Source organism: Epilithonimonas sp. (genome assembly GCF_032054305.1).
Classification (GTDB): Bacteria; Bacteroidota; Bacteroidia; order Flavobacteriales; family Weeksellaceae; genus Epilithonimonas.
Genome location: NZ_DAMBSX010000003.1, coordinates 209,237 through 235,796 on the forward strand (window position 1 = coordinate 209,237; position 26,560 = coordinate 235,796).

At 38.4% G+C, this 26,560-nt stretch carries 16 protein-coding genes; 6 read left to right on the forward strand and 10 right to left on the reverse strand.

The window, feature by feature from the left end; genetic code table 11:
- The first annotated feature begins 12 nt into the window (after positions 1-12).
- The 3 genes from RTX21_RS07780 to RTX21_RS07790 all read left to right on the forward strand — a co-directional run bounded on the left by RTX21_RS07780 (position 13) and on the right by RTX21_RS07790 (position 6,366).
- Entirely contained in the window at positions 13-3,087 is a 3,075-nt protein-coding gene (locus tag RTX21_RS07780) for a GEVED domain-containing protein (protein ID WP_312766647.1), read from the forward strand.
- 146 nt (positions 3,088-3,233) lie between these two features.
- Positions 3,234-4,835, forward strand: coding sequence for a GEVED domain-containing protein (locus RTX21_RS07785; protein WP_312766650.1), 1,602 nt, complete (start codon positions 3,234-3,236; stop codon positions 4,833-4,835).
- Positions 4,836-4,968: 133 nt separating this feature from the next.
- Positions 4,969-6,366 carry a GEVED domain-containing protein gene (locus RTX21_RS07790; RefSeq protein WP_312766652.1) on the forward strand — a complete coding sequence of 466 codons (1,398 nt, stop codon included), beginning with the start codon at positions 4,969-4,971 and terminating at the stop codon, positions 6,364-6,366.
- 350 nt (positions 6,367-6,716) lie between these two features.
- On the opposite strand, the gene RTX21_RS07795 is transcribed toward RTX21_RS07790, so the two are convergent.
- Entirely contained in the window at positions 6,717-8,714 is a 1,998-nt protein-coding gene (locus RTX21_RS07795) for a M13 family metallopeptidase (RefSeq protein ID WP_409414972.1), read from the reverse strand.
- 351 nt (positions 8,715-9,065) lie between these two features.
- Between RTX21_RS07795 and RTX21_RS07800 the strand changes: the two genes are divergently transcribed.
- On the forward strand, positions 9,066-10,601 hold the full coding sequence (locus RTX21_RS07800) for a Na+/H+ antiporter (RefSeq protein ID WP_312767012.1): 1,536 nt from the start codon (positions 9,066-9,068) through the stop codon (positions 10,599-10,601).
- 101 nt (positions 10,602-10,702) lie between these two features.
- On the opposite strand, the gene RTX21_RS07805 is transcribed toward RTX21_RS07800, so the two are convergent.
- The 9 genes from RTX21_RS07805 to RTX21_RS07845 form a co-directional block, all read right to left on the reverse strand.
- Positions 10,703-10,984 (reverse strand): hypothetical protein, encoded by a 282-nt coding sequence (locus RTX21_RS07805; protein WP_312766655.1) that lies wholly within the window; start codon positions 10,982-10,984, stop codon positions 10,703-10,705.
- Between the two features lie 680 nt (positions 10,985-11,664).
- Entirely contained in the window at positions 11,665-12,183 is a 519-nt protein-coding gene (locus RTX21_RS07810) for a hypothetical protein (RefSeq protein ID WP_312766657.1), read from the reverse strand.
- 73 nt (positions 12,184-12,256) lie between these two features.
- Positions 12,257-16,072 (reverse strand): hypothetical protein, encoded by a 3,816-nt coding sequence (locus RTX21_RS07815; protein WP_312766659.1) that lies wholly within the window; start codon positions 16,070-16,072, stop codon positions 12,257-12,259.
- 263 nt (positions 16,073-16,335) lie between these two features.
- Positions 16,336-16,779, reverse strand: a complete 444-nt coding sequence (locus tag RTX21_RS07820; RefSeq protein WP_312766661.1) for a hypothetical protein — start codon at positions 16,777-16,779, stop codon at positions 16,336-16,338.
- Between the two features lie 110 nt (positions 16,780-16,889).
- Positions 16,890-17,828 (reverse strand): hypothetical protein, encoded by a 939-nt coding sequence (locus tag RTX21_RS07825; RefSeq protein ID WP_312766662.1) that lies wholly within the window; start codon positions 17,826-17,828, stop codon positions 16,890-16,892.
- Positions 17,829-17,840: 12 nt separating this feature from the next.
- The gene (locus RTX21_RS07830) at positions 17,841-18,752 is read right to left on the reverse strand and encodes a hypothetical protein (protein WP_312766663.1); all 912 of its coding nucleotides are present in this window, start codon (positions 18,750-18,752) and stop codon (positions 17,841-17,843) included.
- Positions 18,753-18,762: 10 nt separating this feature from the next.
- On the reverse strand, positions 18,763-19,686 hold the full coding sequence (locus RTX21_RS07835; RefSeq protein ID WP_312766665.1) for a hypothetical protein: 924 nt from the start codon (positions 19,684-19,686) through the stop codon (positions 18,763-18,765).
- A gap of 18 nt (positions 19,687-19,704) precedes the next feature.
- Entirely contained in the window at positions 19,705-21,273 is a 1,569-nt protein-coding gene (locus RTX21_RS07840; RefSeq protein ID WP_312766668.1) for a hypothetical protein, read from the reverse strand.
- 115 nt (positions 21,274-21,388) lie between these two features.
- Positions 21,389-22,006 carry a hypothetical protein gene (locus RTX21_RS07845; RefSeq protein WP_312766669.1) on the reverse strand — a complete coding sequence of 206 codons (618 nt, stop codon included), beginning with the start codon at positions 22,004-22,006 and terminating at the stop codon, positions 21,389-21,391.
- Positions 22,007-22,431: 425 nt separating this feature from the next.
- Here RTX21_RS07845 and RTX21_RS07850 point away from each other — a divergent pair, with 425 nt between their 5' ends.
- Both RTX21_RS07850 and RTX21_RS07855 read left to right on the forward strand, forming a co-directional pair.
- Positions 22,432-24,015, forward strand: coding sequence for a helix-turn-helix domain-containing protein (locus RTX21_RS07850; RefSeq protein WP_312766670.1), 1,584 nt, complete (start codon positions 22,432-22,434; stop codon positions 24,013-24,015).
- 107 nt (positions 24,016-24,122) lie between these two features.
- Positions 24,123-26,057 (forward strand): T9SS type A sorting domain-containing protein, encoded by a 1,935-nt coding sequence (locus tag RTX21_RS07855; RefSeq protein WP_312766671.1) that lies wholly within the window; start codon positions 24,123-24,125, stop codon positions 26,055-26,057.
- The last annotated feature ends 503 nt before the right edge of the window (positions 26,058-26,560 follow it).

Genomic DNA, 26,560 nt, shown 5'->3' on the forward strand with positions numbered 1-26,560 from the left:
AATTAAATAATTATGAAGAAAATTTTACTAGCAAGCATTTTAGTGCTTGGCATGGGAGTATCTGCCCAGGTCACAGGAACTAAAACCATTGGTACGGATTATCCTACCTTAGCAGACGCTTTTACAGACCTTAACACAAATGGTGTTGGATCTGGTGGGGTAACTCTTAATTTACCTGCGGGTTATACAGAGACTATCCCAGTAGGTGGTCTAAAGTTAGGAAGCAGTGTTCTGAATGCAACATTATCTGCCTCCAATCCGTTAATTATTCAGAAAAGCGGAAGCGGAGATAACCCTGTATTTCTAGCATCTGCAGGAGCATCTACAACCACGGATGCATTTTTTAAATTTGCAGGTGTTGATTATGTCACTGTTGATGGGGTTACTTTACAAGAAAGTGAAACCAATACAACTCCAACAACTAAAATAGAAAGAGGTTTCTACTTTTACAATCTTTCCGCAACAGATGGTGCCAATTACAATACTATAAAAAACAGTACAATTAACTTTCTTCCAGGTGCGACTGTAGTAACCGGCACATCGGGAATTTATTTTGCCCACACCAATGAAACCGGAACAGCTATAAATCCTACTAGCACAGATGGATTGAACAGCTATAACAAGATCTATGGCAATACAATTAACAATCCTCTTTCTATCGGTGTTTACTTTGGCGGGTTTGCTTCGGCAGCTCCTTATACTCTTCGTGATACAAACAACGATATAGGAGGAAGTTCTGCAAGCACCGGAAATACAATCAATAATATCGGTGAGATAGCTTATATTACAGCATATGGTTTCTTTGGTACATATCAAGCCGGAACCAACATCTCAAACAACACCATGTCTTTTGCTAGCGGCGGTTTAGGTGCAGCAGGTATATATATCTATGGTGACAATACAAGTTTCACCGTAAACAACAACAACGTATCTGCACCATCCAGACAAACTTACTATGCAAGTGCCTCTAGTTTAAGTACACATGCAGGAATTTATTGCCTTAGCGTAAGTGCTAGTACCGCAGTGAATCTTATTGCCAATAACAATACCTTTAATTTTGGTACATCGGCTCTATATACAGGATCCTCTGTCCCTCCTGTCTACGGCATATTGCACGCATATGCAGCAACAGCCAATACAGGAAGCCTTACCGCAACGGGTAATAATATACAAGGACCATCTGTAGGAACATATTATGGAATATATTCTACAGTTTCAGGACCTTCTATTACTGTTACAGATAATAACATTCATAATATTACCACTAGCAGCACAGTATCAGCCAGTGCAGCATATGGTGTATTTTTAGGAGCAACAGGTACGGCCAGCAACATATTGAGGAACAAAGTCTATAGCTTACAATCCAACGGTACCGCAGGTGCTGCCTATGGAATTCATGTAGGCGGGTCAATCGCTTCTACTACTACTAACATTGTTAACAACCTTATAGGTGACCTTAGAACGCCATCTGCCAGCTCTACATCGGCTTTATTGGCTGGTATCAATCTTGTATCAACAGGAGCTACATCTAAATTAAACCTATACTACAATAGCATTTACTTGAATGCTACATCATCTGGTGCCAACTTTAACTCAACTGGTATTCTTCATACATATAATACCAATGCAACCACTGCAACACTTGACTTAAAGAACAATATCATTTCCAATACATCAACCCCTAATGGAACTGGCTTCGCAAGCGCATTAAGAAGAACTTCAGCAACGAATTTGAACAACTACGCTACAACTTCTAACAATAATGACTTTGCAGTGGGTTCAGCAACGAACAGTGTTGTTTATTATAACGGAACGACTGGGTATAATTATGCTAATTTCCTAACACATGTGGCAACACGTGAGACCAATTCGTTGAACATCGCGCCTGAATTTGTTTCAACTAACGGAACAGATGCAAACTTCTTGAAACTAAATGTAAATGCTACTTCCACTCAAAATCTAGACAACAAAGGAGCTGCTGACATTTTAGATTTCACAACCGATTACGCAGGCGTTACCAGAAACAGTACAACACCAGATATTGGAGCTTACGAATTCACTTACGTTGCTCCTACTACCGTGCCAAGCTGTACAACAATTAGCACTCCTACTACCGGGGCAATTAACGTTACTCCAAATCCAGCAAGTTTATCTTGGTCTGCTGCAAGTGGTGCTACTAGTTACAAAGTTTATGTCGGTACTACAGCGGGAGGCACAGATGTTGTAAACGGTGATTCTACAAGTGCTTTAAACTATTCAGTATCATTGCAACCTAATAAGCTTTACTACGCTAGAGTTATAGCTAGCAATAATATAGGAGATGCAACAGGGTGTGACGAGATCTCATTCAACACAGGTAATTATATATATTGTAGTGCAAGTGGTAATAACGGTACTTTCGAAAGAAGCACCAATGTTAAATTAGCAGAAACAGGTTCAAGCACTAACATTCTTGACAATAACTCAACCGGCACAACTGGCTACGAAAACTTTACTGCAACCCCTGTAGATGTTACCCTAGAAAAAACATATACAATTACAGTTACTGTTACCAATGGATACGCTTCCGATGCCGTATATGCTTGGGTAGACCTCAACCAAAACGGTGTCCTTGATGATGCTACCGAAAAAACAGTTTTAACATACACTTACTCTGGAGCATCTACAACTCCTAGTACTGCAACGGGTACCATATCAATCCCTTCAACTGCAGTAATTGGAAATACACGTTTGAGAATTCGTGTGAATGACACCACAGGTACTATTTCAAACACTACTTCATGCGGTGTAGGATCCTACGGAGAAGTAGAAGATTATACACTAAACATCAAGAGCCCTACTCAAGCAGTATCAGATGTTAACAGATCAAGCATCTCTGTCTACCCTAATCCATTCACAGATGTACTCAAAATATCTGATGTAAAAGGCGTGAAGTCAATCTCTGTAAATGATATATCTGGAAGACAAGTTAACACTCTGGCACCATCTGCAGAAATCAACTTATCTAACCTTAAACAAGGATTGTATATTGTTAATCTTCAAATGGAAGACGGAAGTATCAAATCTTTCAAAGCAATCAAGAAATAATAATTCTTCGATTAATTATACCAAGCCACTCATATTAGAGTGGCTTTTTGTTATTAGCAAGCTTTATCACATTTTAATGTTAATATGTTTTCTCGAAAAGAAAAAAAACTTTATATTCGTATCAGTTTTAAATAAATTTATTAAATATGAAAAAAATTCTATTCTCTTGCCTTTTGGCATTAGGTATCGGAGTGAATGCTCAGTATGACTTCACTGAAGGTTTTGAAGAAGACATGATTGGTATGGGCCAATTTGGAGGCGGTGGTACAACTACTACTAATGTTTGTAGCGGAGCCGTAGCAGGTTCTCTTACCTATAGTGCTACAGTAACACAAACAGGATGGTTTGCAAATCTATTGGAAGTAGGTGATTATTACGGACAAGTAGATAACGGGCAAAAAATCGATGTGAGCTTCAAATACAGAAAAGCAGCAAACCTTACAGGAACACTATATGTAATGTATGCCGTACAAAATGAATCATCAGGAGCTTGGACCATATACACGGTTGGAACTGGTGTTACATTAACTTCTGCTGCTGTAACAACTTGTGGAACTGTTACTGCTACAATCCCCGCCGGTACATTTGAACCTGGTAAAGTCTATGGAATTGGTACATGGATGGCAAGAACAGGAAGTACTACTGGTGCGCTATATATAGATGACCTTGTTGTAAAACAAGCTGTCGTTACAACAGTACCGGCTTGTACAGCATATACATTGCCTACAAACGGAAGCACAATTTCTGCTGGTACGGTAGGCTTTACATGGCCATCTGTAGAAGGAGCTTCCAGTTATAAAATTACTGTTGGGACTTCTGCGGGAGCTTCCGATGTAGTAAATACAACCGTTACAGGAGCTACAACATCACTTAACGTTTCGTTATCTCCTAATACGACCTACTACACAAAAATAATTCCTACAAACAATGTAGGTGATGCTACGGGTTGTCAAGAGATTTCATTTACTACAAACAGCAATATTAGCCATTGTGGACCTATTACCTCAACAGCTCCTACTGCAATTGCACCAATTAAATCTGTTACTTTTGCAGGAGCCACTAATACTTCTGACCCTACAGCTACTACTATTGGCACATTCCCTGTACATCAAGATTTCACATCGACTGAATTTGTTGTTAAAGATGACGTTACTACTCTACCTATAACAGTATTAGGAACTACAAATGGCAATGCTGCAAACGGATGGGCCACAGTAGTATTCATAGACTGGAACAATGATGGTGATTTTGATGATGCGGGAGAATCATACTTCAATACTTTTGCTTCTAAAATTTATACTACCGGAACAACTGCTAACCCAGTTACATTGACGGGTAATATTACAATTCCTGGAGGAACTGCTCTTGGTAAGAAAAAGATGAGAGTGAAGTATAACTATCAACCACCAACTTTCACTGAAATGAACACACCGTTACAGACTGCTTGTACAACTATGATCAACGGTCAGGTAGAAGATTACACTATCGATTACCAAAGTGCACTTGCAGTATCTGATGTGAACAAGAAAGGTATCTCTGTATACCCTAACCCATTCACAGATGTTCTTAAGATCTCTGACGTAAAAGGAGTGAAATCTATTTCTGTGAACGATATTTCAGGAAGACAGGTAAAAGCTCTTGCTGCTACAGAAGAACTTAACCTATCAAGCTTGAAAGCTGGATTATATATCGTTAACCTTCAAATGGAAGACGGAAGTGTAAAAACTTTCAAAGCAATCAAAAAATAATTCTTAGAATTATAAAGTTAAATATGGTCCGTCTGGTTAAAGAAACCAGACGGATTTTTTTATTATTTATTGATAAATCCATAGTATTTGTTGATTTTTTTTCTTAATTTGGTTAGCAATTAAAATAATTATTATGAAAAAACTTTTATTCTCTTTTTCAATGTTGTGCTTAGCCAACGTTGTCAATGCTCAATGTGTAGATGGATATGCATATCCTGAAGATCCGGTTGCCATCACAACGTGTGACGGGACAACAGAAAACATTATCACCGATGATAGTTGGAGTGGCGAATATGCTATAGTAAGTTTAACTGCTGGAAGGATCTATACATTCACCACCACAGAACCGGACTATTATATTACCATTGCAACTCCATCAGGAACACCTTTGGTCTATGGAAAAGGACCTTTAGTTTATTCGCCTACAAGCAATGGTGAAGTATATTTCTATACTCATACAAGTGCGAACTGTGGAAGCACGTGGTTCGATGACCATTCAAAGATTGTGATATGTTCTCCTCCTCCAACTACTGCTCCTAGCTGTACTACCTACACTTTACCAAGCAATGGTGCAAATCCTAACGACCCTGTAATAATCAATTGGGCTATCGCATCCGGCGCAACTGGTTACAAACTATACTTAGGTACTAGCGCAGGTAATTACAATATTGCAAACGGCACCGCTGTAACAGCTACCAGCTATACTATTTCTAGTCCAACTCCTAACACTACATATTATGTAAAAGTTGTCCCTTTAAATAATATCGGTGAAGCAACCGGATGCTCGGAAGCCAACTTTGTTACCGGCGCATCAGATTATTGTACTTCAATCCCTACCAATGCAGGTTTTAATGATGGTATTACTAATGTTACGCTCAACGGAGAAACAATGAATATCAACAATACAACTACTACAGCTGCAGGCACTGAATATACAAACTACTCTTCTACAATTGGCGCTGACCTTACAAAAGGGAAAAGCTACAACTTAAGCGTTTCCGTAAATACTGATGGTAATTATACTCAATATCAAATTGCTTGGATCGATTGGAATCAGAATAAAGTGTTCGAAGCTTCTGAGAGATATGATCTTGGAACAGCTACCAATGTAACCAGCGGATTGAGCTCCGCCTGTCCATACAGCTTCACGGTTCCTACTAGTGCTACTTTAGGAGATACAAGAATGAGAGTAAGAACGTTCTACTATTCTGGCAACGTTGATAATCCTTGTATGAATGGTGACGATGGTGAGGTAGAAGATTACAAGATCACTGTGCTTGATAATCTTGCCGTATCTGATGTGAACAAAAAAGGCGTTTCTGTGTATCCTAATCCTTTCACTGATATCCTTAAGGTGTCTGATGTAAAAGGTGTGAAGTCCATCTCTGTAAATGATGTCTCAGGAAGAGAAATCAAGGCTCTTGCACCATCTGCAGAACTTAATCTATCAAGCTTAAAAGCAGGGCTGTACATCGTTAACATTAAAATGGAAGACGGAAGTGTTAAATCTTTCAAAGCAATCAAAAAATAATTCTTTGATTTTATATACAAGACCCACTCGATTGAGTGGGTTTTTTATTTTTTCAATTATTCATAGTGTTAACATATCAACTTTCAATTAATATTTCTCTAATCCTAATTATTTTCGAATAGGAAAATATTCTATAGTAACCTCATAAAAAAGAGATTACAAACACCATCGAAAACATCGAGACATTTTAGTGAAAAGGTCTCAATATTTATCTAAAAACGTCTAGACCTTTTTTGGAAAGAATTCAGATTAGGTTTTAATTTTACTATTCTGGCTATTCATTATGAAGACAGCAATAAAAAAAGTCCTGTGAAATTCACAGAACCTTTGTTATTATTTCGAATTTTATCTTACCAGATCTTGATTCTCTCTTCTGGTTTTTTGTAAAGTTTGTCGCCTTCTTTCACATCAAAAGCTTTGTAGAAAGCATCGGTGTTAACCAAAGGTCCAAAGCTTCTGAAGAATCCCGGAGAATGAGGATCGGTCTTCACTTGATTCGTAAGATACTTCTCAGTCGACAAAGTCCTCCAAACCGTGGCCCAACTTAAGAAAAATCTCTGATCAGGAGAATATCCGTCAATTTTTCCAGGATTGCCTTTATCTTTAAGATACATCTGCAATGCATCATAGGCAATATTAACACCTCCAAGATCGGCGATATTCTCTCCATTTGTGAAAGTCCCGTTCACTTTTACATCTTTTGCAGGTTCATATTTGTCATATTGAGCGGCAAGGCTTTTCGTAGCCTTTTCGAAGTTTGCCTTATCCTCGGCCGTCCACCAGTCCTTCAGATTACCATCCCCATCGAACTGGGCACCACTGTCATCAAAACCATGTGTCATCTCATGACCGATAACAGCTCCTATACCACCGAAATTAACCGCAGCGTCGGCATTAGGATTAAAGAAAGGAGGCTGCAGGATAGCAGCAGGAAAAACGATCTCGTTATTAACCGGATTGTAATAAGCATTCACGGTCTGCGGAGACATACCCCATTCTGTTTTATCTACAGGTTTACCCACTTTTTCCAACTCTTTGCTGTAATGCCAGCTTTCCACATTTTTCAGGTTAGAGTATAATGTTCCGCCTTCATTCTCAGACTTAAGGGTCAGCTTAGAATAATCTTTCCATTTGTCCGGATAAGCAATTTTTACAGTAAATTTATTCAGCTTATCCAAAGCTTTCTGTTTTGTTGTAGTAGACATCCATGTCAAATTATTGATGTGTACCCCGAAGCTTTTCTTAAGATAATCTATGTAGGTCAACATCTGGGCTTTTGCTTCCGGAGTAAAGTATTTATCAACATACACCTTTCCAAATGCTTCTCCAAGAACACCATTGATCAACGACAAAGCTCTCTTGTTAAGTGCTCTTTGCTCTTGTTGTCCTTGTAGATATTTACTATAAAAATCGAACTTGAGGTCATCCAATTTTTGATCAAGGTAACCCGCGCTTCCCGAAGTCAAATGAAACTTAAGATAGTCCTTGATCAGAGGAATATTCTTTTCTGTTAAAAATGTATCCAGGTTCTTGTAATAATTAAGTTCTCCAATGATGATCTTATCCGTCTTCACACCTACTTCAGCAAGATACTTTGGAAGATCGATATTTTTCACCAAAGCTTTCAGCTCAGGCAAAGTCTTTGGGTTATATTGTAAGTTTGCATCACGGATCTGCTCATTGGTCAGTAAGGTCTTCGCCATTTTCTTTTCGAAGTCCACGATCTGCCCCGCAACCGCATCTGCATTTTTGTAACCGATCTCTGTCAGAACTTTAGCAACATATTTTTTATATTCGGCGATGGTCTCTGCGTTTTTTGGAGATTCTTTTTGGTAGTAATCTCTTCCAAGACCGAAAGAAGCATCCCCTAGATATACTGCATTCATTTTAGAATCTTTCAAATCTCCATCAACACCCCATGCATAGAAAGCATTTTCACCACCTCTGGTTGCATCATTAAGATATTTCTGAAGGTCAGAAAGATTTTTGATCGCATCAATTTTTGCAAGGTCAGCTTTTATAGGATTCAGTCCGTCTGCATTACGCTTGTTCATATCCATATAAGTCTCATAAAGTGCCTGTATCTTCTGCCCTTCGGAACCTGTCGCGAACTTCTCTTTCAAGATGTTGTCCAAAAGTCCCAGAGAGTTATTGTCCGTAGTTTCTCTAAGTTGTGTAAAAGAGCCCCAGCTTGGCTTATCAGCAGGGATTTTAGCTGTTTTCATCCAGGTCCCGTTCACATAGCTGTAAAAATCATCTTGAGGACGCACGGACGTATCCATATAATTTAGTTCCAAAGCCGCCTGTTTGGACTGTGCAAAAGTAAGGCTGGAAAGTGATGCCAGCATCAATACACTTAATGAGATCTTTTTCATTTTTATAGATAATAATATTTGGATTGATATGTCTTCTATAATTTTAATTTGTTACAATCAGAACACACATATGAGATGTAAAAATAGCAATCTTTTACACCAATAAAGGCAATATAACCTACTTACAACTAAACATTTATATAAAATCTCAAATTACAAGACCTATTTATTCAATTAATTTATAGAATGTATAGGATTTTAATTATCAGAATCTTATTTTTACGGTAAAAACACAACTAAACCCTTATATCAATGCATCATAATTTATTATTGGTACTCGCATTACTTTTTTCAGTTTTCATGATGGTAATGGTTGCAAAGAAAATGAAGATCGCCTATCCTATATTTTTGGTATTGGCAGGACTGATCATCAGCTTATTACCCGGCATCCCAGAGATAGAACTGGACCCTGAATTGGTCTTCCTGATTTTTCTGCCTCCGCTGTTATACGAAGCAGCCTGGTACACCTCATGGAATGACTTTTGGAAATGGAAAAGACCAATCTCATTGTTGGCCTTCGGTCTTGTCTTCGCTACCTCTATTATTATAGCCTATCTTTCACAAGCCATGATTCCCGGATTTACGTTAGCTCTTGGTTTTTTGTTAGGCGGGATAATTTCCCCTCCAGATGCCGTGGCCGCCACTTCCGTCCTGAAAGGTCTGCCGGTCCCTAAAAGAATCGTCAGCATACTGGAAGGCGAAAGTCTTGTAAATGACGCATCATCACTTATCGTATTCAGGTTTGCTCTGGCTGCTATATTGACAGGACAATTCTCTATGAACGAAGCTGTAGGGCAGTTCTTTTTGGTCGCAGGGATGGGCATTGTATTCGGGCTGGTCGGAGCCGGGATCATGTATCTTATCCACCGCTATCTACCAACCACATCTGCCATAGATGCCGCACTTACGATCATGACGCCATATATTTTATACCTGGGTGCAGAACAGTTCCATTTTTCCGGAGTGATGGCAGTGGTTACCGGTGGACTTTTTATTTCATACCGTTCCCACGAGATTTTCAAAAACGGAAATACCCGACTTAACATGCTAGGCGTATGGACAACCGTTATTTTTGTAATGAATGCCATGGTCTTCATATTGATAGGATTATCTTTGCCAGCAATTATTCACGGATTAGAAGAAGCATCTCTGATACAAGGAATCAAGTATGGTGTGATCATTAGTATCGTTGCGATACTTATAAGGTTTTTATGGATATATCCCGCAGCATTTGTCCCAAGATGGCTATTCAAATCTGTAAGAAAAGAGCAAAGCCCGGGATGGAAAGGTCCTTTGGTCATCGGCTGGGCCGGGATGAGAGGAGTCGTTTCTTTAGCAACAGCGCTTTCTATTCCTTATCTATTACCAGACGGGTCTGCATTTCCTCACAGGAACCTGATCTTGTTGATAACCTTTGTCGTTATCTTCATCACATTGGTCGTACAAGGGCTTTCTTTACCATTCCTAGTAAAAAAACTCAATATGCCAGCGATGGATATCGTGTTGCCGGAGGAACAACAGGAGGCACAAATACAGATAAGGCTGAACCGACTTGCTTTGAGCCACATCAATACTAACTATAGTGAAGTTTTGAAGAAGAGCAATCTCCTGAAAAATTACCACATGCAGATCTCCATAGAGACAGAAAATACAGAAAATCAGCTCGACCTGATGGAATGCAACAACTGCTCTACCCAGGAGATAGACCAGTACGAGACCATCCTGAAAGAGATATTTGACAAACAGAGACTGGATATTTTCCAGATGAGAAAGGAGAAATATTACGAGGATGAGGAGATTAGAAAAGCAGAGCTGCAGCTCGACCTGAATGATCTGAAAATAAATCCTAATTTCCATTAAAATAAAAAAAACGTTTCCATAATCTGGAAGCGTTTTTTTATTAGCTTTTTTAAAAGAAAGAGCAACCCTATATATAATCTTTCTTTGGTAGTGATGGTCTTTTAGAAAAGCACAGCTACTTTAAGCTTCATTATTTTTTCATTTCCTAGAACATTAGGATTTGAAAATAACAGATTCATGACCGACTGCATAGCATGGTAATCCCTATTATCAATATGTTTTCTGATCTCCAGAATTTTCTCGTTAGAAATAAAGGTTTCAGATTCTGATAACTCATCCTCCAATAATGAAATAAAAGCCTCTAAATGCTCGAATCTATTGTTATTGTATATTTTTTCATCCATTTGCAAAAAGCTGTTTTTAGAAATTTCACATTTGCTCATTATTTCAATATTTTATTCCTCCTTTACTCACTTTCTCCATTATGAATTATATAAGAAAAAATGGGCGATATTAATTTTCCCAATAATTTTTTGCATTCTGGAGTGATCGTTTTAAATCAGATAACTGTACTTCATTTAGCCCTATTATTTTGCAGTACAGTTTTTTTGTTTTGTGCTCTTTAGATTTTATAATTAATACGAGAGACGTGGTGAATAACCCTTTACGGATACTAAACCCGACCAACATATCGATTGGGAACTCTATAGATGTCACAACTGGATTTGATTTCCAGAAATAAGGCTGCTTTATGGATATGAACTGTTGAGAATTTTCATATTCAAAAACTCTAAGCCTTAAAAGGGTATAAAAGCTCACAATCACCCCTGTTATACAGATTATTAAAAACAAGTGGTAAAATGATGCTGGCTTCAACATATTTATAATAATTCCCAGAAAGGCCAGAAGTATTAATATGACAACCAATATTTTGATATAAAAATCTATGATCTTCTTGTTGTTTATCTTTTTCATCATTCGAGTTAAAAAATTAAGCCCTCATCAGAAACATCTCTCTCATCATTTGTATATCTGATTTTATAAATAATAGAGGGCTTAAAGTTTAATTGATTATTATGATTTTTCTAAATACATAAACCATTGTGTTTTTGAAAATCAAAATTCACGGTTTCCAAAAGCTCCAGACAGTTCCGTTGTAAACAGCCAACTGTTTTTTAGTTACATCATAAACCATCATCCCAGCACTTGGGTTGATGATATTCAGATGCGGACTTGCCACTTTAGGTAATATCATGGCTTTGTTGGTATCAGTTAACACCAAAATACCTTGTGTAGTATCCGTAGAACCATTAACTCCGATAGCTGTCTTGGCCGTGGCCTTTTCTATCTTGTCGGGTCCCTGGATCATAGCATCTGCATTCCCAGTAGCATCTACGCTAAGGTCAAACCAATTCCCGCCTTTCAGATATTTCACTTTCTTATCTGTCATATCATAGATCACTGTACCGTCTTCTACAATACCACTTTTATCCTCGACATAAGGAAGTATCATTCCCCTGTTCTCTGTATCCGCAAATTCTAAGGAAACAGATGTATTGGTTAAAATATTTTTTCCTATCGCCACCTGAGATTTTATGGCAATGACAGAGAAGATCATTATTGTTATTATTATATTTTTCATTTTTTGTTATTTTTTAGGTTTAGAAGGACATTGAAAATTGTTTCAATTGATTCCCACAACTTTCATTTTCGTATCATTCGGGACAAGTTTGCGTACTGGTACAATACCAACCCCAGGCAGTACCATTATTGGTATAAATTTTCAGGCATTTGTTCGTCGTATCATATACCATCATACCCTCTACAAAATCGGTTGAATCTATACCTACAGGATTACCTGAAGCATCAAACGCCAATCTGTTTGGTACAAATCCCTTGGTCTTTGCTTCCAAAACCAACCAGGCCCCCTTTCTTTCCATTGGCCAATTATCTGCATGATCAGATCCCGCTCTGTCTAACGAACTAATACCCATTTTACCATCCAAAATAGGCCCGCCGTTGACAGCCCCGGGTTTATAACAAATGTTATTGGCACAAATAACAGGTGTGTTACCATCACCAGGCACCGTTATTACAGATGTTCTTGTATCTATATAAGCAGAATACACTCTCAATGATTGGTCTCCTAATGAAACAACACTGCCAATAGAGATTTTCACTTCATCAAAAGGTAAAGTTGCCTGGAAACCTGGAGTATAAATATCTGCAGGCGTACCAAACCATTGGGTAAAGAATGAAAAATCTATCAAAGCATTCCCACTTCTTTCTTCTTGATAATGACCATTTAGATATGTGGTTACCTTAACATTTGGTAAAAACGCACCGGAAAAAGGAAAGTTCTGTTTATCTACCATAAATCCTGCAAACGTACCTATCGGTAAAATTACTTTAGGGACAGCTATAGAGATAGACCCTGTAACACCAGCTGTTGCAGGCAAATGTATTGTTGCAAAATCTGTTTTACTCGGGCTTACTGCATTCCAAACTTTATCAATACCATACCCTGCCGATGCTAATCCTTCATACCCCGTATTGGCATATTCTATTACCGCCGGAATTGTAGGGGAAGTTGTAGTCGTAGGACCATCTGTAAGTACATAAGTACCATCGCATTGTAAAACTAACGGACATGTAGTGGTAGAAGTTGGACTGAAATCTCTTGCTACTACATTATAGATCCTAATTTCACCGGCAGAAGCACCCGCAGCACGAGTGATCACATAGCGCACTTCATCAAATGGTACGTGAGCTACTGTTCCTATTATCAAACGTTGGAAACCTCCTGCAACAACAGCAGTACTTAATCCGCCGGCAAGCTGAGTGCCTGTACTCGTCTGTACCAGAGTCCCGTTTTGGTATAATTCTATTTTGTTTTGTTCAAAAGCGCTTGCCTGTGCCACATCTAATGTTGCAATATCAAAACCGATATAAGTATCCGTAGGAAAATCACCAAAGCCATTCGCCACACTGAAACCCAATCCTGAACCGACACTTGCACCAAGTTGCATTGTTGCATAACTGTTTGGATCAGCATCTATGGCATTCTGAGAAAGACTGACAGAACTGTTGCCATCTATAAAAGCAGTAACCCCTGTTCTTTCCCCATTGATATATAACGGATATTTAGGAACGCTCACATTTTCTATCTCATCACATTTGATCATAGGTGTTGCACAGAATCTCTGGATAACCGCAGAATAGATCTCCAAAACACCCGCACTTGCACTTGCTGCTTTATTGACGGTAAGCTTAACACCAGTAAATGGTGCATCGGATGCAAAACCCAATATCTGCCGATTATTAGTTCCATTAAGAACAGACGTGTGCAAACCGAAGAAACTTGAATTCATCACAGCAGAATCTACAACAGTTCCATTTGCATTTAACGTAGAAATCGTGATGGTGCTCCCTGCCAATTCTGCTGCTGCAAGTGTAGGGAATGCTACATCAAAACCAGCGAAAGTACCGGCAGGATATAACTCATATGTAGCATCTCCTGGTACGCCAATGGCTTTACTACCGTCCTGTACCGCTACCGAAGCATTGGTTATACCACCTATGGCAGTGTACAATTTAGCAGGCTGACCGGTGTTTGATATAAGATCGTTCAAATCTTCAAAATAAGTATTTCCTGTTGCTAAACCTTGTACTCCGGTATTTGCAGCATCTATAAATACCGGGTAAGTTGGTCTTTTAAGTTCTGTAATAGTGTTACAGGTCTGAACCGCAGTTTGGCAAAACTTTTCTATCACTGCACGGTAAACTTTTGTACTGGAACCTGCCGATGCGCCCGCTAATAGTTCTACTGTAATTCTTACCTCATCAAAAGCTGCGCTTTTAAAACCTATAATATACTTTCCATTATTGGGTGTAAAAAGATTTCCTGAAGCTATGTTCAAGGTGTTGTATCTGCCAACTTCAATTCCGTTCTTATAAGTACTGATGATAAAGTTTTTACCCGCACTGGCTGTTAAAAAGCTATCATCCTGAATTTCGAAACCGGCAAAAGTACCATCCGGGTAACCGCGGTTAGTAGTATTGTCCGGGTCACCGGGATTCAACTTCTGTCTCGAAATAACTGAGATACCATAATTGGAATACAGCTGAATTCCCGTGGCTGCGCCTATTTCTGCATAATTACTTAAATCTGTATCTATCACTCTTTGTACATTGTTGATTCCGGGATTTCCAAGAGAAGCTGTAAGTACACTGGTACCGATGGCTTTTGCATAGACCGGCTGATTTTGTGCACCTCCAGGGGTAAGTTCTCCGGAAATAAGGCTTACCGGTGTACCACAAGTAATGGTGGCATCACAAAAACGCTGAATGATAGGATAATAAATATCTAGTGCGCCTACAGTTGCAGTGATATTCATCTGAATTTCAAATTCAATCGAATCAAACGGGAACTCCGAAACTGCGCCCACAGTCAAAAGACTCCCGCTTGCAGTAGCACTTAGAAATTCTTGATTTGTTATATCCGTACCTTGCTGGAGCCCATTTAAATAGAACCTTAGTGTTTTTGTTACATTTATCCCTCCGGATACGGCATTCAGCTGGTAAACACCGCCACCAAAAGTACCGGCAGGATATACCACTCCTTCATCTTTTAAACTACCCCTGTAAGTAGCCAAACCGAGACTGATAAAAGGAATTGTACCGTGTGTATCAGGTTTCTCATCCTCCAGATTAGGTACCAAAGTAGGCCAAGAAGCAGCAGGAATTAAAACTAAGAAAGGCGGTACCGGTATTGCTACTGCAGCATATCCTCCTGCTGTTGCACCTTTACCTGTAAGTGGTATCTGCGCATTACAGGTGGCAACTTTGTCACCAACAGTATCAAAACCACCACCGGTACGGGTGTAGCGTTGCAGGTAAATATTGTGCACCCTTTGGTTTAGTGTAGCAGTGCCAAAAGGATTTGCATTTGAAGCTGTTGAAACGAGCTGAACCTCCACCCTGTCAAATGGTTTGTGAACGTAAAAACCGACGTCTGTAATTTCTGTAAGAGCCCACCCTAAAGAAGAGCTGGTCTCTACCGGAATAGGATTGGTGCCCAAATAGGTCTTTATAACGATACTGCCGAGGCTGGCGACAGCACCACCATTAGTGGTTCTGCTGACATTTACCCCTAAATAATATCCCGTAAATGGTGTAGTATTGTAGATATTGCCATCACTTACGCTGACAGGAGTAGTCGTGTATGATGTGCCAAGAGTAAGAGGAACACTTGAAGAATATTGTGCATAATCTGTCGTTGCAAGATTGTTGTCAACTATCCTAGGGGTATTTACCCATCCTGTTACCGGTGGAGCTGTTACACCTGTGAAACCAGTCGGTCCTCCATTTACCCAAGCAACTTTTCCGGTAGCATCGGTAATGTCTTCATTAGTAGGAAATACCTTCACATCCTGAGAGTGGACTGCTATGCTTCCTGCTAAAGTTATCAGCATCATAAGATGCCTACGAAAGCTTTTTGATCTTTGATTTAAATTGTTGATATTCATCATATTTTGGTTTTTAGAAAATTAGATTTAGGTCAGCAAGTCCTTTTCAGGTCCAGTTCCTAAACTTTAAGGTTTCTGACCCTAAATTTTAGGTTACATAACCCTAAGTTTTAGGTCTAAAACCTAAAGAATAAGGCTTAAGACCCTATTTTTAGCGGCAAGAACCAGAAATTTTAGGTTGCACAACCTTATCGTTGTACTTCGGGGCGTAAAAAATTGAGTTTACCTGCCTATTTGTTATTTTTAGGAAGCTTGGTGCCGCCACTTCAGGGGAAGAATTGCCTGATCTCTTCTGCCTTAGTATGAAAACCGGGGCTTTCGGAATCATTCCGATATACAGAATATTGATAATCTACCAAAGAAGCCAGACAGTTGTCCCAGTCATGCAGGATCTTTGCATTCTCCAAACCCAGGTTTAGTCCCGTAAGACCGTTGACAGTTGATTGTAAAAAGCTGCGGCTCTCATAATCTTTATCGAACTCACCCCAATCAATTTCGGGACTGGACAGCAGGGGATTATTGTCCCTGTAATCTTTCACTTTGTTTACGATCAGCTTATTCTGTTCATTGATGCTCTCATATTGCCGCAGTTCTTCCGGCGTGAGTGTTGCAAATTTCCCGGATAGAATAGATTGTAAGGTCTGCAAGATTGAGTTTATTGCTGTTTTTTCCGAATCGGAATGGCGGTTTTCAAAATTCAAAAAAGGCATGGTCTTAATTTTTAGTAGTTACCGGTAATCGATTGGTGGTTAGTAATGTCAATTACTGAATTTTCATTGATCATGAATAATTGCTCACTAACCATTGATTATTATTCTATCTACTGCTCTACAATCGTAAGTGCATTATACTCGCCGCTATTTGTAACATTGAATTTGCTTAATGTACTATCATTAAACTGTAATGTAACCCAGGTAAATGGTCTTAGCTTATCCCCCTTCTTTAAGTAAACACTTACTGTACAGGCAGAACCTACAGGCAAAGTACCACTTCCCGAATCCGAAGAATAACCATTCTCTGTTTTTACTCTTTGTATGATAACATTTGTAGTACCATCCTTAACCTGCCAGATAGCTTCGGTCTGTTTATTTGTATTGGTCTCTACGGTAGTATTTTGCAAGGCAAAGGTAAATGTGGCAAAATATACACCGTCTCTCGGTGCTATGAATTCTCCTGTAACTGGGTTGAAATTATTGGCATTTACACCAGAATCTGAATCCAATACTTCCGACCAATTGGTCAAATAAGACGATCTACGTTGTACAAGACCAGCTTTAGGACCTAGTTCTGTCCCACTTCCTACAGGATCCGTGCTTTCAAACACATCGGTATCCTGCGTTGCTTTCCTTGCCATTACCACAATACGCGGTTTACCGTACGGGTAGAAACTTATCCAATTGCTACCATCTGAATACTCCAGATAGCCCAATACTCCAATAGCCGGGCTATTGACATAGCGCAATGCTCCTTTGCCAGCAACTGCTGCCGATTGATCCGTATAGCCTATGGCCACCGACCCATTGGTTCCGCCACTACGCAGATCTATCGCTACCCGGGGGGCAGCTACCAACACTCCCAGTCTTCCTGTATTATCTATAATAACATTTTTGGAAGTAGTAGTGGCATTGGTTTTGATTTCTACGGAATTTGCAGGGCTCAGTGTACCTACACCCATTTGGGCATTTGCATTTGTTACAAATAATACCATTGGCAAACAAGTACACACCAAGCTTTTTATTTTATATTGTAATCTTCTCATTGTTATACTTTTTTATAATTCTCTGATACTGAAATTATTTAATGTACCATCCGCCACAACAGAACGAGTTCCACCCGTGGTATGTTTTACCTGAAAATAAATCTTAGAACCAGAATTCAAGTAAAAAATACCATTGCAATTACCGCTTATATAATTCCTAACTGTAGAAGCTGTGGCACTTGCACCACTTGCCTGAAAGGCAGGGTAAGAATTTACTGTTATAAATCTCGGAATAGTTGTTGCCGGCGCATTCATAGTTTCTATGGATGTTTCTATAAAAGTGTTATTCAGTATATTAGCAGCAGCACCTGTGTTGGGTCCTAAAGTAATATTGAAAGTCACCAGATAGAAACCAGCACGAGGAGCTGTAAATTCATTGGTTGAAGTGTTAAAATAACCATCCGTGTTCCCCGTCATAGTCCAGTTAGTTATTTTCGTAGAAGTATTGTTAGGAACAGATAGCGCAGAGTTTTTACTACCGCTCATACTTACTTTGGCTGGCGCTATAAGCGGCAGAGGGACCCATTTTTCGCCGTCAGAATATGCTAAATATCCAGTAGTTTCTACTGCTGTTGTATTGGGATTATCTCCTGGAGTATAACGTATGGCACCCGCACCCGCATCGCCCGCAAGTTGAGAATTGCTGCCCACACCTATGACACCTTTACTATCCGAAGAATCTGCCGGGCGTAGATCTACTTTGGTAGCGGGACTCAAAAGACCTACACCTAATCTACCTTCTGCCGTTACTACCACGTCATTTGTGATATGCCCCGGCGTATCACTGCCATCCTTTTTTGAATCTATGTGCAGAAGAACTATCGGGTTTTGAGTAAGAATTCCCGTCTGTGCCGATATAGTCCCTGTAGAAAAAACAAGAGTACAAGCCAGCAATTGATATATAATATTAATTTTCTTTTTCATAATCTATTTTTTAGTGTTCTATAATGGTCAAATTATTAAACCCATCATCTGGGTTTGCCGGATCTGAAGGATTACCGGTAACTCTAAGTCCTATACTATTGCCAGTTAGGTTATGAAGCATTCTTACGGTAACAATATCACCCGCAGCCAATACAAACGTGGCAGTACTGGAGCCCCCGGCTTGTGTAGGTTTTAAAACGTTGGCATCGTCCGAAGTACCTGTCATCGACTGGCCAAAGGTTTTATACACTCTTGCTAGAAGTAAATTTGACGGAGAGATTCTGTAAAACTGTGATTCTACCAAGGTGCCGTCATTAATAGTAGCGCTTTTTAAATTAAAGGTCAGCAGAAAAGTGTAGGTCCCGTCGTGAGGAGCAGTGAACTCGCCTGTTGCAGCATTGAAACTACTGGTCATGTCGCGATCTTTGAACCAATCGGTAATTTTAGTTGCCGTGTTTGCTATATCTAGAGGGGTAACTTTATGTGCCACAACTACTGCTTTTTGTTGGGCTACAAACAATTTGTTCCATACTACACCATCTGAATATTCTATTTTTGCTCCTACAGGTAAATTAATTTCATCATATCTTATGGCACCTTCCGCTGCAGCGGCGGCCGTCATTGTGGTTGTGCCTAGACCTAAAGCATTCTGAGTGTCCGAAGAACGTATATCAAGGGCCACTTTTGGAGTAAGGGTACCTACACCGATAAAACCGGTTGTCTTATCAACAATCACATCATTGGCGGCCTGTGCTGATGTCGGCAGCGTTGGTGCGGTTGCGTCATTATCCTTAGCGCCATCTATGTGCAACGGACCCTGCGGGTTTCTCGTGCCTATTCCGGTTGGTCCGATTTGGGCAAAAGCCATACCGACCGAGCAATACAATACCGAAAGCATTAGTATTGCATTAATTCCTTTTTGTCTATTTTTCATTTTTCAAAGGAATTTGGATTACTTGTTATTTTTTTCTTTTATAAGAAACTGCTCCAACTTTTCGAGACGGGATATCAGGTCATTGATCTCTGTTTTTTGCTTGGCGATCTCATCCTGCTGCTCTATCGTATGCAGATATAATTCTTCTATCTTTTCCAACTGCTGGATGGACAACTCGGATAGATTGACCGTATAGCCATTCTCTGTTTTCAGGATATCATTGATAGATGTAACTCCCGGCAGGTGCTTATTAGCCTTGATATAGTCCGATACTTCTTTCAGAGATTTGAATTTGTAGGTTTCGTCGATCTTTGATTTCCCATCAAAATAATCTTCAAAAACGTAATCTGCGTATTTACCAGTAGTTGTGTAATAAGACCCTGTTGTAGCCACATTACCTGTAATAGACAACTTTGGAGTAATAGTGACCGAGTTGGATGTAAATGGAGCAATAGGTGTTTGCGAACCTATCGATACATTACCAACTTGATAGATAGCAGCAGTATTAGAAGTTGCGTTTGTAGCATCACTTTGATTTTTCCAAGGTTCGGTTGGGACAGTAATTAAGCTACTTGCATCTACCCACGAAAGTTGTGCACCCGTAGTCAATGTAGGTAAAGCCCCATTGGTTACCAGCACCTGGCCAGCTGCGCCATTATTTTTCGGGAAGGTATAATTACCTGATGGAGAAGATATACCTCCATATTTAAAGGTTACTCCATCTGTTTTATCGACATGTAGTCTGGTTGCTGTGCTTGCTACAGTGTTTTCGCTAAGCAATACCACCTTTTCATTTCCATCAGTTGCGCCATTACTTCCTACGATAACCACATTTGTTACAGTAGGATTGCCTGTTCTCATTTCTGCTCTTGTTCCGTTAAAGGGAGTAACATTAGCGCCCACGCTTGCCGTTCCTTCAGCTCCTTTCGCCTCTATTGTAGCCGCACCACCAGTAGAGCCATACAATGTAGATACTGCACCATACCCGGTAGCAGACAATACGTCTGTGTTATCGGCAGAAAACATCAGATTTAAAGGTAATCCAAAATCGGTGTTATTGGTTTCTAAAATACTGTATGTACCTGCGTTATTCACAACTGACTTTACATCTCCTTTTACCTCCAATTGTTTCCCGGATACAGCATCAGTACTTCCAAAACCAACAGCTACCTTACCTTGCTGGTAAATGTTTTGGTTATTGGCTGTTGCCTGAGTAGATGTATTCTGCACATACCAAGGTTCTGTTGCAGCTCCACTTTCTGACCCGCTACCGAATTTTGTCCAAACACTCCCATCAAAATAGTAATAGCCTTCTGCTGTAATGTTAGCCGTTTTGAGTGAAGTAGTTCCGACGGCAGATGTAGCATACACGATAGCTCCTTTTTGTGGAGTATCATATAATGTATCTCTTGACTTGATCTCGTCTCCTGTCAACCTTGGAGCAATAATACCTTCTGGTAGATTGGTTCCTGTTGTTTTTACAGTAACATCTAATGTAGCATGAGGAGTCTCTGTATTGATTCCTACCTGTGAAAATGCAAGGGAACTAATAGTGATAGCTCCTAAAAGAATTATATTTTTTTTCATTGTGAATTTATTTTTGTGTATTCCGACTTTACAGAATATCTGAATTAATGGGTATAAGAATCCCTGATCGGTCTGGACTTAAGACCAACTGGAAGAAAGGGTTTCGTTAAAAAAATCAGGATATTGAAGGAGGAGGAGGTCTTGAAAAGAAATAACCAGAATAGTATTCTATCACAAAAGAATTTGCAAAACCAAAGTTTTCTGTTGCATCTTGTGGTACTGTAGCTAATATTCTTTTATAATTTTCATTATAACAAACAACAGCTTTTATTTGTGTTTGTGAAGATGGAATCACAAAATTATGTCCTATGTAAAGAGAAAGAGTCAGCAAAGAATGGGGAATACTTTCGGAAATCCTTACTTTAAGTTGTTTAGCAGGAACTTTTATATATTCCTGTACGCTTTTTTCTGCGTGTAGCTGAAAACTTTTTTTGGCAATCTTATTTTTCGTTGTACTTTCTCCATGTGTCTTTTCGTAGGTGATTCTCAAATTACCTTTGATACTATCACCATTGATAATAGATGCTCCTTTCGCCACAAAAATTTCTACTCTGGAGATATCATGAATACCAATCGTATCTTTTGCTACGCTTTTTATAACCTCATCATCCTGTATAAATCCCTCCGGACCAGCGGCAAATAGCAATGTTGCCGATACAAAAAAAACAACCACAAAGGCTATCTTCCTCTGGAAGACATATAATACCTCAATGATTGCTTTTATGTTCATCATTTGTGTGAAAATTTTAAAGACCTTTTATAATTGGCCTTAATAACTTTCTGCAATATTATATGATATTATAATGCATAAAAAGAATTTGGGGTTAGATATTCCGAATATCTTTCTTATAAACAATCAATAATAAATAATATTAAAAAATAACATCATATTAATGACAATAAAACAATAAAATAATTAATTTTACAAATAATTTTCAAATAAAAAAGAAATAATATATATAATTTGTGATAATAGTAGCTTTTTTATAGCCAGTTTCCATATTAAAAAAAAACCAAGACAAAAACACTCACAACAAATTAAAAATCAAATATTTAACCGAAAATAGACATGTAAGAAATTCGTAATAAATCACACTAATTCTTCGCTTTAGACTTTTGCTTTGCACTTTCTTTGCAACCATTTCAAAACTCCACAAGATGAAATACTTATCGATATTCAATTTTTTTTTACTTGGTTGGATCTACCCGCAAACAACATTTTCCGAACAGTTAATTTCCAAAGCACAAATAAACGATGAGATAGAAAAAGCAAGAGAGTTGTCCGGTAAAGATCTAAAAAGAACCATAGAGATATTAAAAAAAATCAACCTAGAATCCGAGGCGATCAACTATAAAAAAGGCATATTGGAAAGTAACAATATGCTAATGGCCAAATATTATGACATGGGGAAATACAAAGATGTCATAGAGCTTAGTGAGGAGACCGAAAAATTGGCTTTAGAAAATAATGACAACGAAATACTCTCAAATACCTACAGATTGAGAGCAATTGCCTATACCGAACTGGGGTTCAATGATGAAAGCCTAAAAAATCTCAAAAAGGCCTTTGGTATCACAAAAAAAATAAAATCAAAAAATTATAAATTCTATCAAAAGGCTCTTATTTATAATGGATTTGCAAGCTACTCAGCTCATATCAATGCTCCCATAGATTCAGTTATATATTATCAGAAAAAAAGTCTTGAAACAGCTGAAAAATTAGATAACAACAAAGACTACATTGACAAAAAACATTTTACTCTGGCTTTAGCTTATATTAATTTAAGCAAGACGAGCGTTGCATTACATCATACAAAAGATGCAGAGAACTATTTATCTAAAGCATTGGAAATTTGTCATAATAAAAATAAATACCTTGAAGTTTCTACTTATAATGAGTTTGCTTGGCTCTATTATGATCAGAAAAAATATGATAAATCAATAAACTTTGGCAAGTTAGCAGATAAGCTGGAAAAACAGATAAGCTCACCATATACCCGTCGTGATATCTATGAAGTTATGTTCAAAGCCTATGTAGAAACCGGAGAGAAAGAGAAGTCTTCCATTTATATGAATTTATATACAAAACTGAATGATAGCCTAGTAAATCTAGAAAAGAAAACGATAAATACACCTCTAAAACTTATCAAAGACGAACAAGGAGAAATCTACATCAATAATATCTATAAAATATTAGCTATAGGCTTAGCTTCATTAATTGTTTTACTATTGATATTATGGGTTTTTTGGCGAAGAAACCAACAGATTTTGCATAAAAAATATAGGGCAATCATAAATGAGATCAAGGTAGATGAAAAAAGCAAATCAAAGTCCCAAGATTCCATCCAAGATAAAGGAATTGCAATCACAGATGCCACGACAAAAAATCTGTTGGAAAAATTAGCAAGGTTTGAAAGTTCCAAAAAATTTCTCAAAAAAGAGGTCAGCCGTGTCTATGTAGCCAATTATCTCAATACCAATACACGATATCTTTCCGATATCATAAAAGAATACAGGGGAAAGAATTTTAACAATTACATCAACGGACTAAGGATCCAGTACATCACAGAAATGCTTTACAATAATCCTTTGTACAGGGAATATAAAATCAGCTTCTTGGCAGAAGATTGTGGATTTGCCTCAAGAGAGGTCTTTGCAGTAGTGTTTAAAAAAGAAACAGGCGTAACCCCATCTTATTTCATCTCTCAATTAAAAAATGACTCCAAAGAAACAGCGTTATAAGTTTCATTATTCTTGAAAGATAATTTCGGAATTTCTCACACTCCGTAATTTTATAAATGACACAAATTGGACAACTTTGGGATATCAATTAAATATAATTTACAATTATGAAAAAAATCTACTTGCTTTCAGCCTGTCTTTTTCTAGGTAGTCTGAATGCGCAAACCAATCTAAGAGTGCTTACAGGATGGGGAACACGCCTATATGACATCAATAATAACGGAGTCGGTGTACATCCGGGAGGTTATTATGATTATAGCACTGATACCAGTACCTCTATCGAACCCGAAGCCAGATCGACAAACAAAATAAACAACGATGGAAACGTATCGGGAACAATGCCTTTTACGGCTACAGACGGTTCTAATCTTGACCAGGCAGCCTATCGGAAAAACGGAACTTGGAATACTATCGGTTATTTCCCAGGAGATGTCCCTGGAAACAGCTGGTTCAGCAATGCAAATGCAATCTCCGGAAATAGCAAATATATAACCGGGCAAACATCTGTAGGAGCATCCGGTTCTTATCCTTATGTGTACAATACGGAAACCAATACGCTTACAAAACTTACTGACGGGGATAACCTTTGGGAATATGGAAGAGGACAAGGGATCAACGATGCAGGATATGTTTCCGGGTTTGTAGATAGAGAAGACATTTTTAACATGGGTACATTTTGGGTTCCTGCTTATTTTGACCCAACTGGGACATTACATTATATTGATTTTGACGTCCCTGAGGCCGGTGAAGCTGCAGACATCAATAATGCGGGTCAAATTGTCGGATATAAAGGCGACAAAGCCTTCATCTATGATATCAATACAAACACTTACAAATCTTTTGGCTCTACAGATAAAATATCCAATCCTGTTTTCTCAAGCATTTCAGAAAATGGTCTGGCAATTGGATATTGCGGGGCGCTTGGGAATCGTGATGTTATTGTTTACCATTCCGGTATGACAGAACCAATACTTCTGACCGAATATCTAAAATTAAAAGGTGTTGATATAACAACATTCGATGGGAAATTAGGAACAGGAATGGGTGTTTCTGCCGATGGGAAATACATTTGTGGGTTTGACAATACTGCTCCAGTTCTTTTTGCGGCAGGCTGGGTTGTACATCTTGATGAATTCCCACACGCTGCAGGTTGCTTAAGCTCTCCTAATGGAATAAACCCGACAACCATATACTCTCCTGCGTGCGATGGAACAACAGAAACCATCACAACATCTGCAAAGACGGGAGAATATTCTTTTGTACAATTGACCGCTGGTAAACAATATACGTTCAGTAGTTCCGTGAGTACGGACTTCATAACAATCGCCAATGAAACAGGCACAAATATTATCAAATATGGTACAGGAAATGTGACCATCATTGCAACAGAAAATCAAACCGTAAGATTCCATCTTAATCTGGCAGATAATTGCTCCTACTCTTCTGACACCAGATCCAAATATATTAGTTGTACAACTCCTACCGGATGCCAATGGACGGTACATGTTTTTGATTTCTTAGGTTTTGGTGATGAAGTAAGCTGGACATTGAAAAACAGTACTGGAGAAACCCTTCTTTCCGGAGGTGGCTATGGTGCAGGCTATGATGATACTAAAACATTATTTGCAGATGGACCGCTTACTTTCTATATAGAATCTATGGGAACATTCGGGGATAATACACCTAGCTATACTATTTCCAATAGTACTACAGAATTAGCCTCAGGATCATTGTCTCCAGAAGCAGGTCAGGAAGCAACACACTCTGATCTAAATTGTGCTACGATGGCTGTTACAGAATCCAATAAATCTACTCTTAGATATTATCCAAATCCTATTAAAGATATATTGAAGATCTCTTCCGAGAAGAACATAAAATCATTAGCAGTATATTCTTTGGATGGCAAACTGGTCATGAATAATTTATCATTTAATAATAAATCAGGCGACATCAACCTTTCTACATTGAAAACCGGCAACTACATTATTTCCGTTATCTTTTCAGATGAAAGTGCTCAATCCTTCAAGGTTATTAAAGAGTAAGAAATCATTCTTCATTATTATTTTATTTAATCAAATAAAGGCTGTCTATAATTATATAGACAGTCTTTATTCACTAAAAAAACTAATATCCATACATGTACACATCAAAAAAACGCAGATACAGCATCAAAATGAATTTTAAAGAACTTATTTACAAAACAAAAGAAGAAACCTACCTGACACTGTACAACATGGGTTTTAGAAAAAATAAAGAAAGCTTGTTTGTCAGAAAAACAAACTTGTTTTTACCACCAAGTTAGAGATCTACTCTGAAAACAATATCACCCTTATGATAACAGTATATGAAGGCAAGCTGTTGTACTGTCTATCTTCTCTTTACTAGGTATTGTATTTTTCTTTTTATGCAATTTTGTTGGACTAGAATTTTATTTTCCATTTATGGTCCCTGCCATTGTATTAGCTCCTGCTTATTGGCTGGGAATAGCATTAATTACAAAACAGCCGTATATTAATAGATCAGCTTAGAGTCGTATGCTAAAACT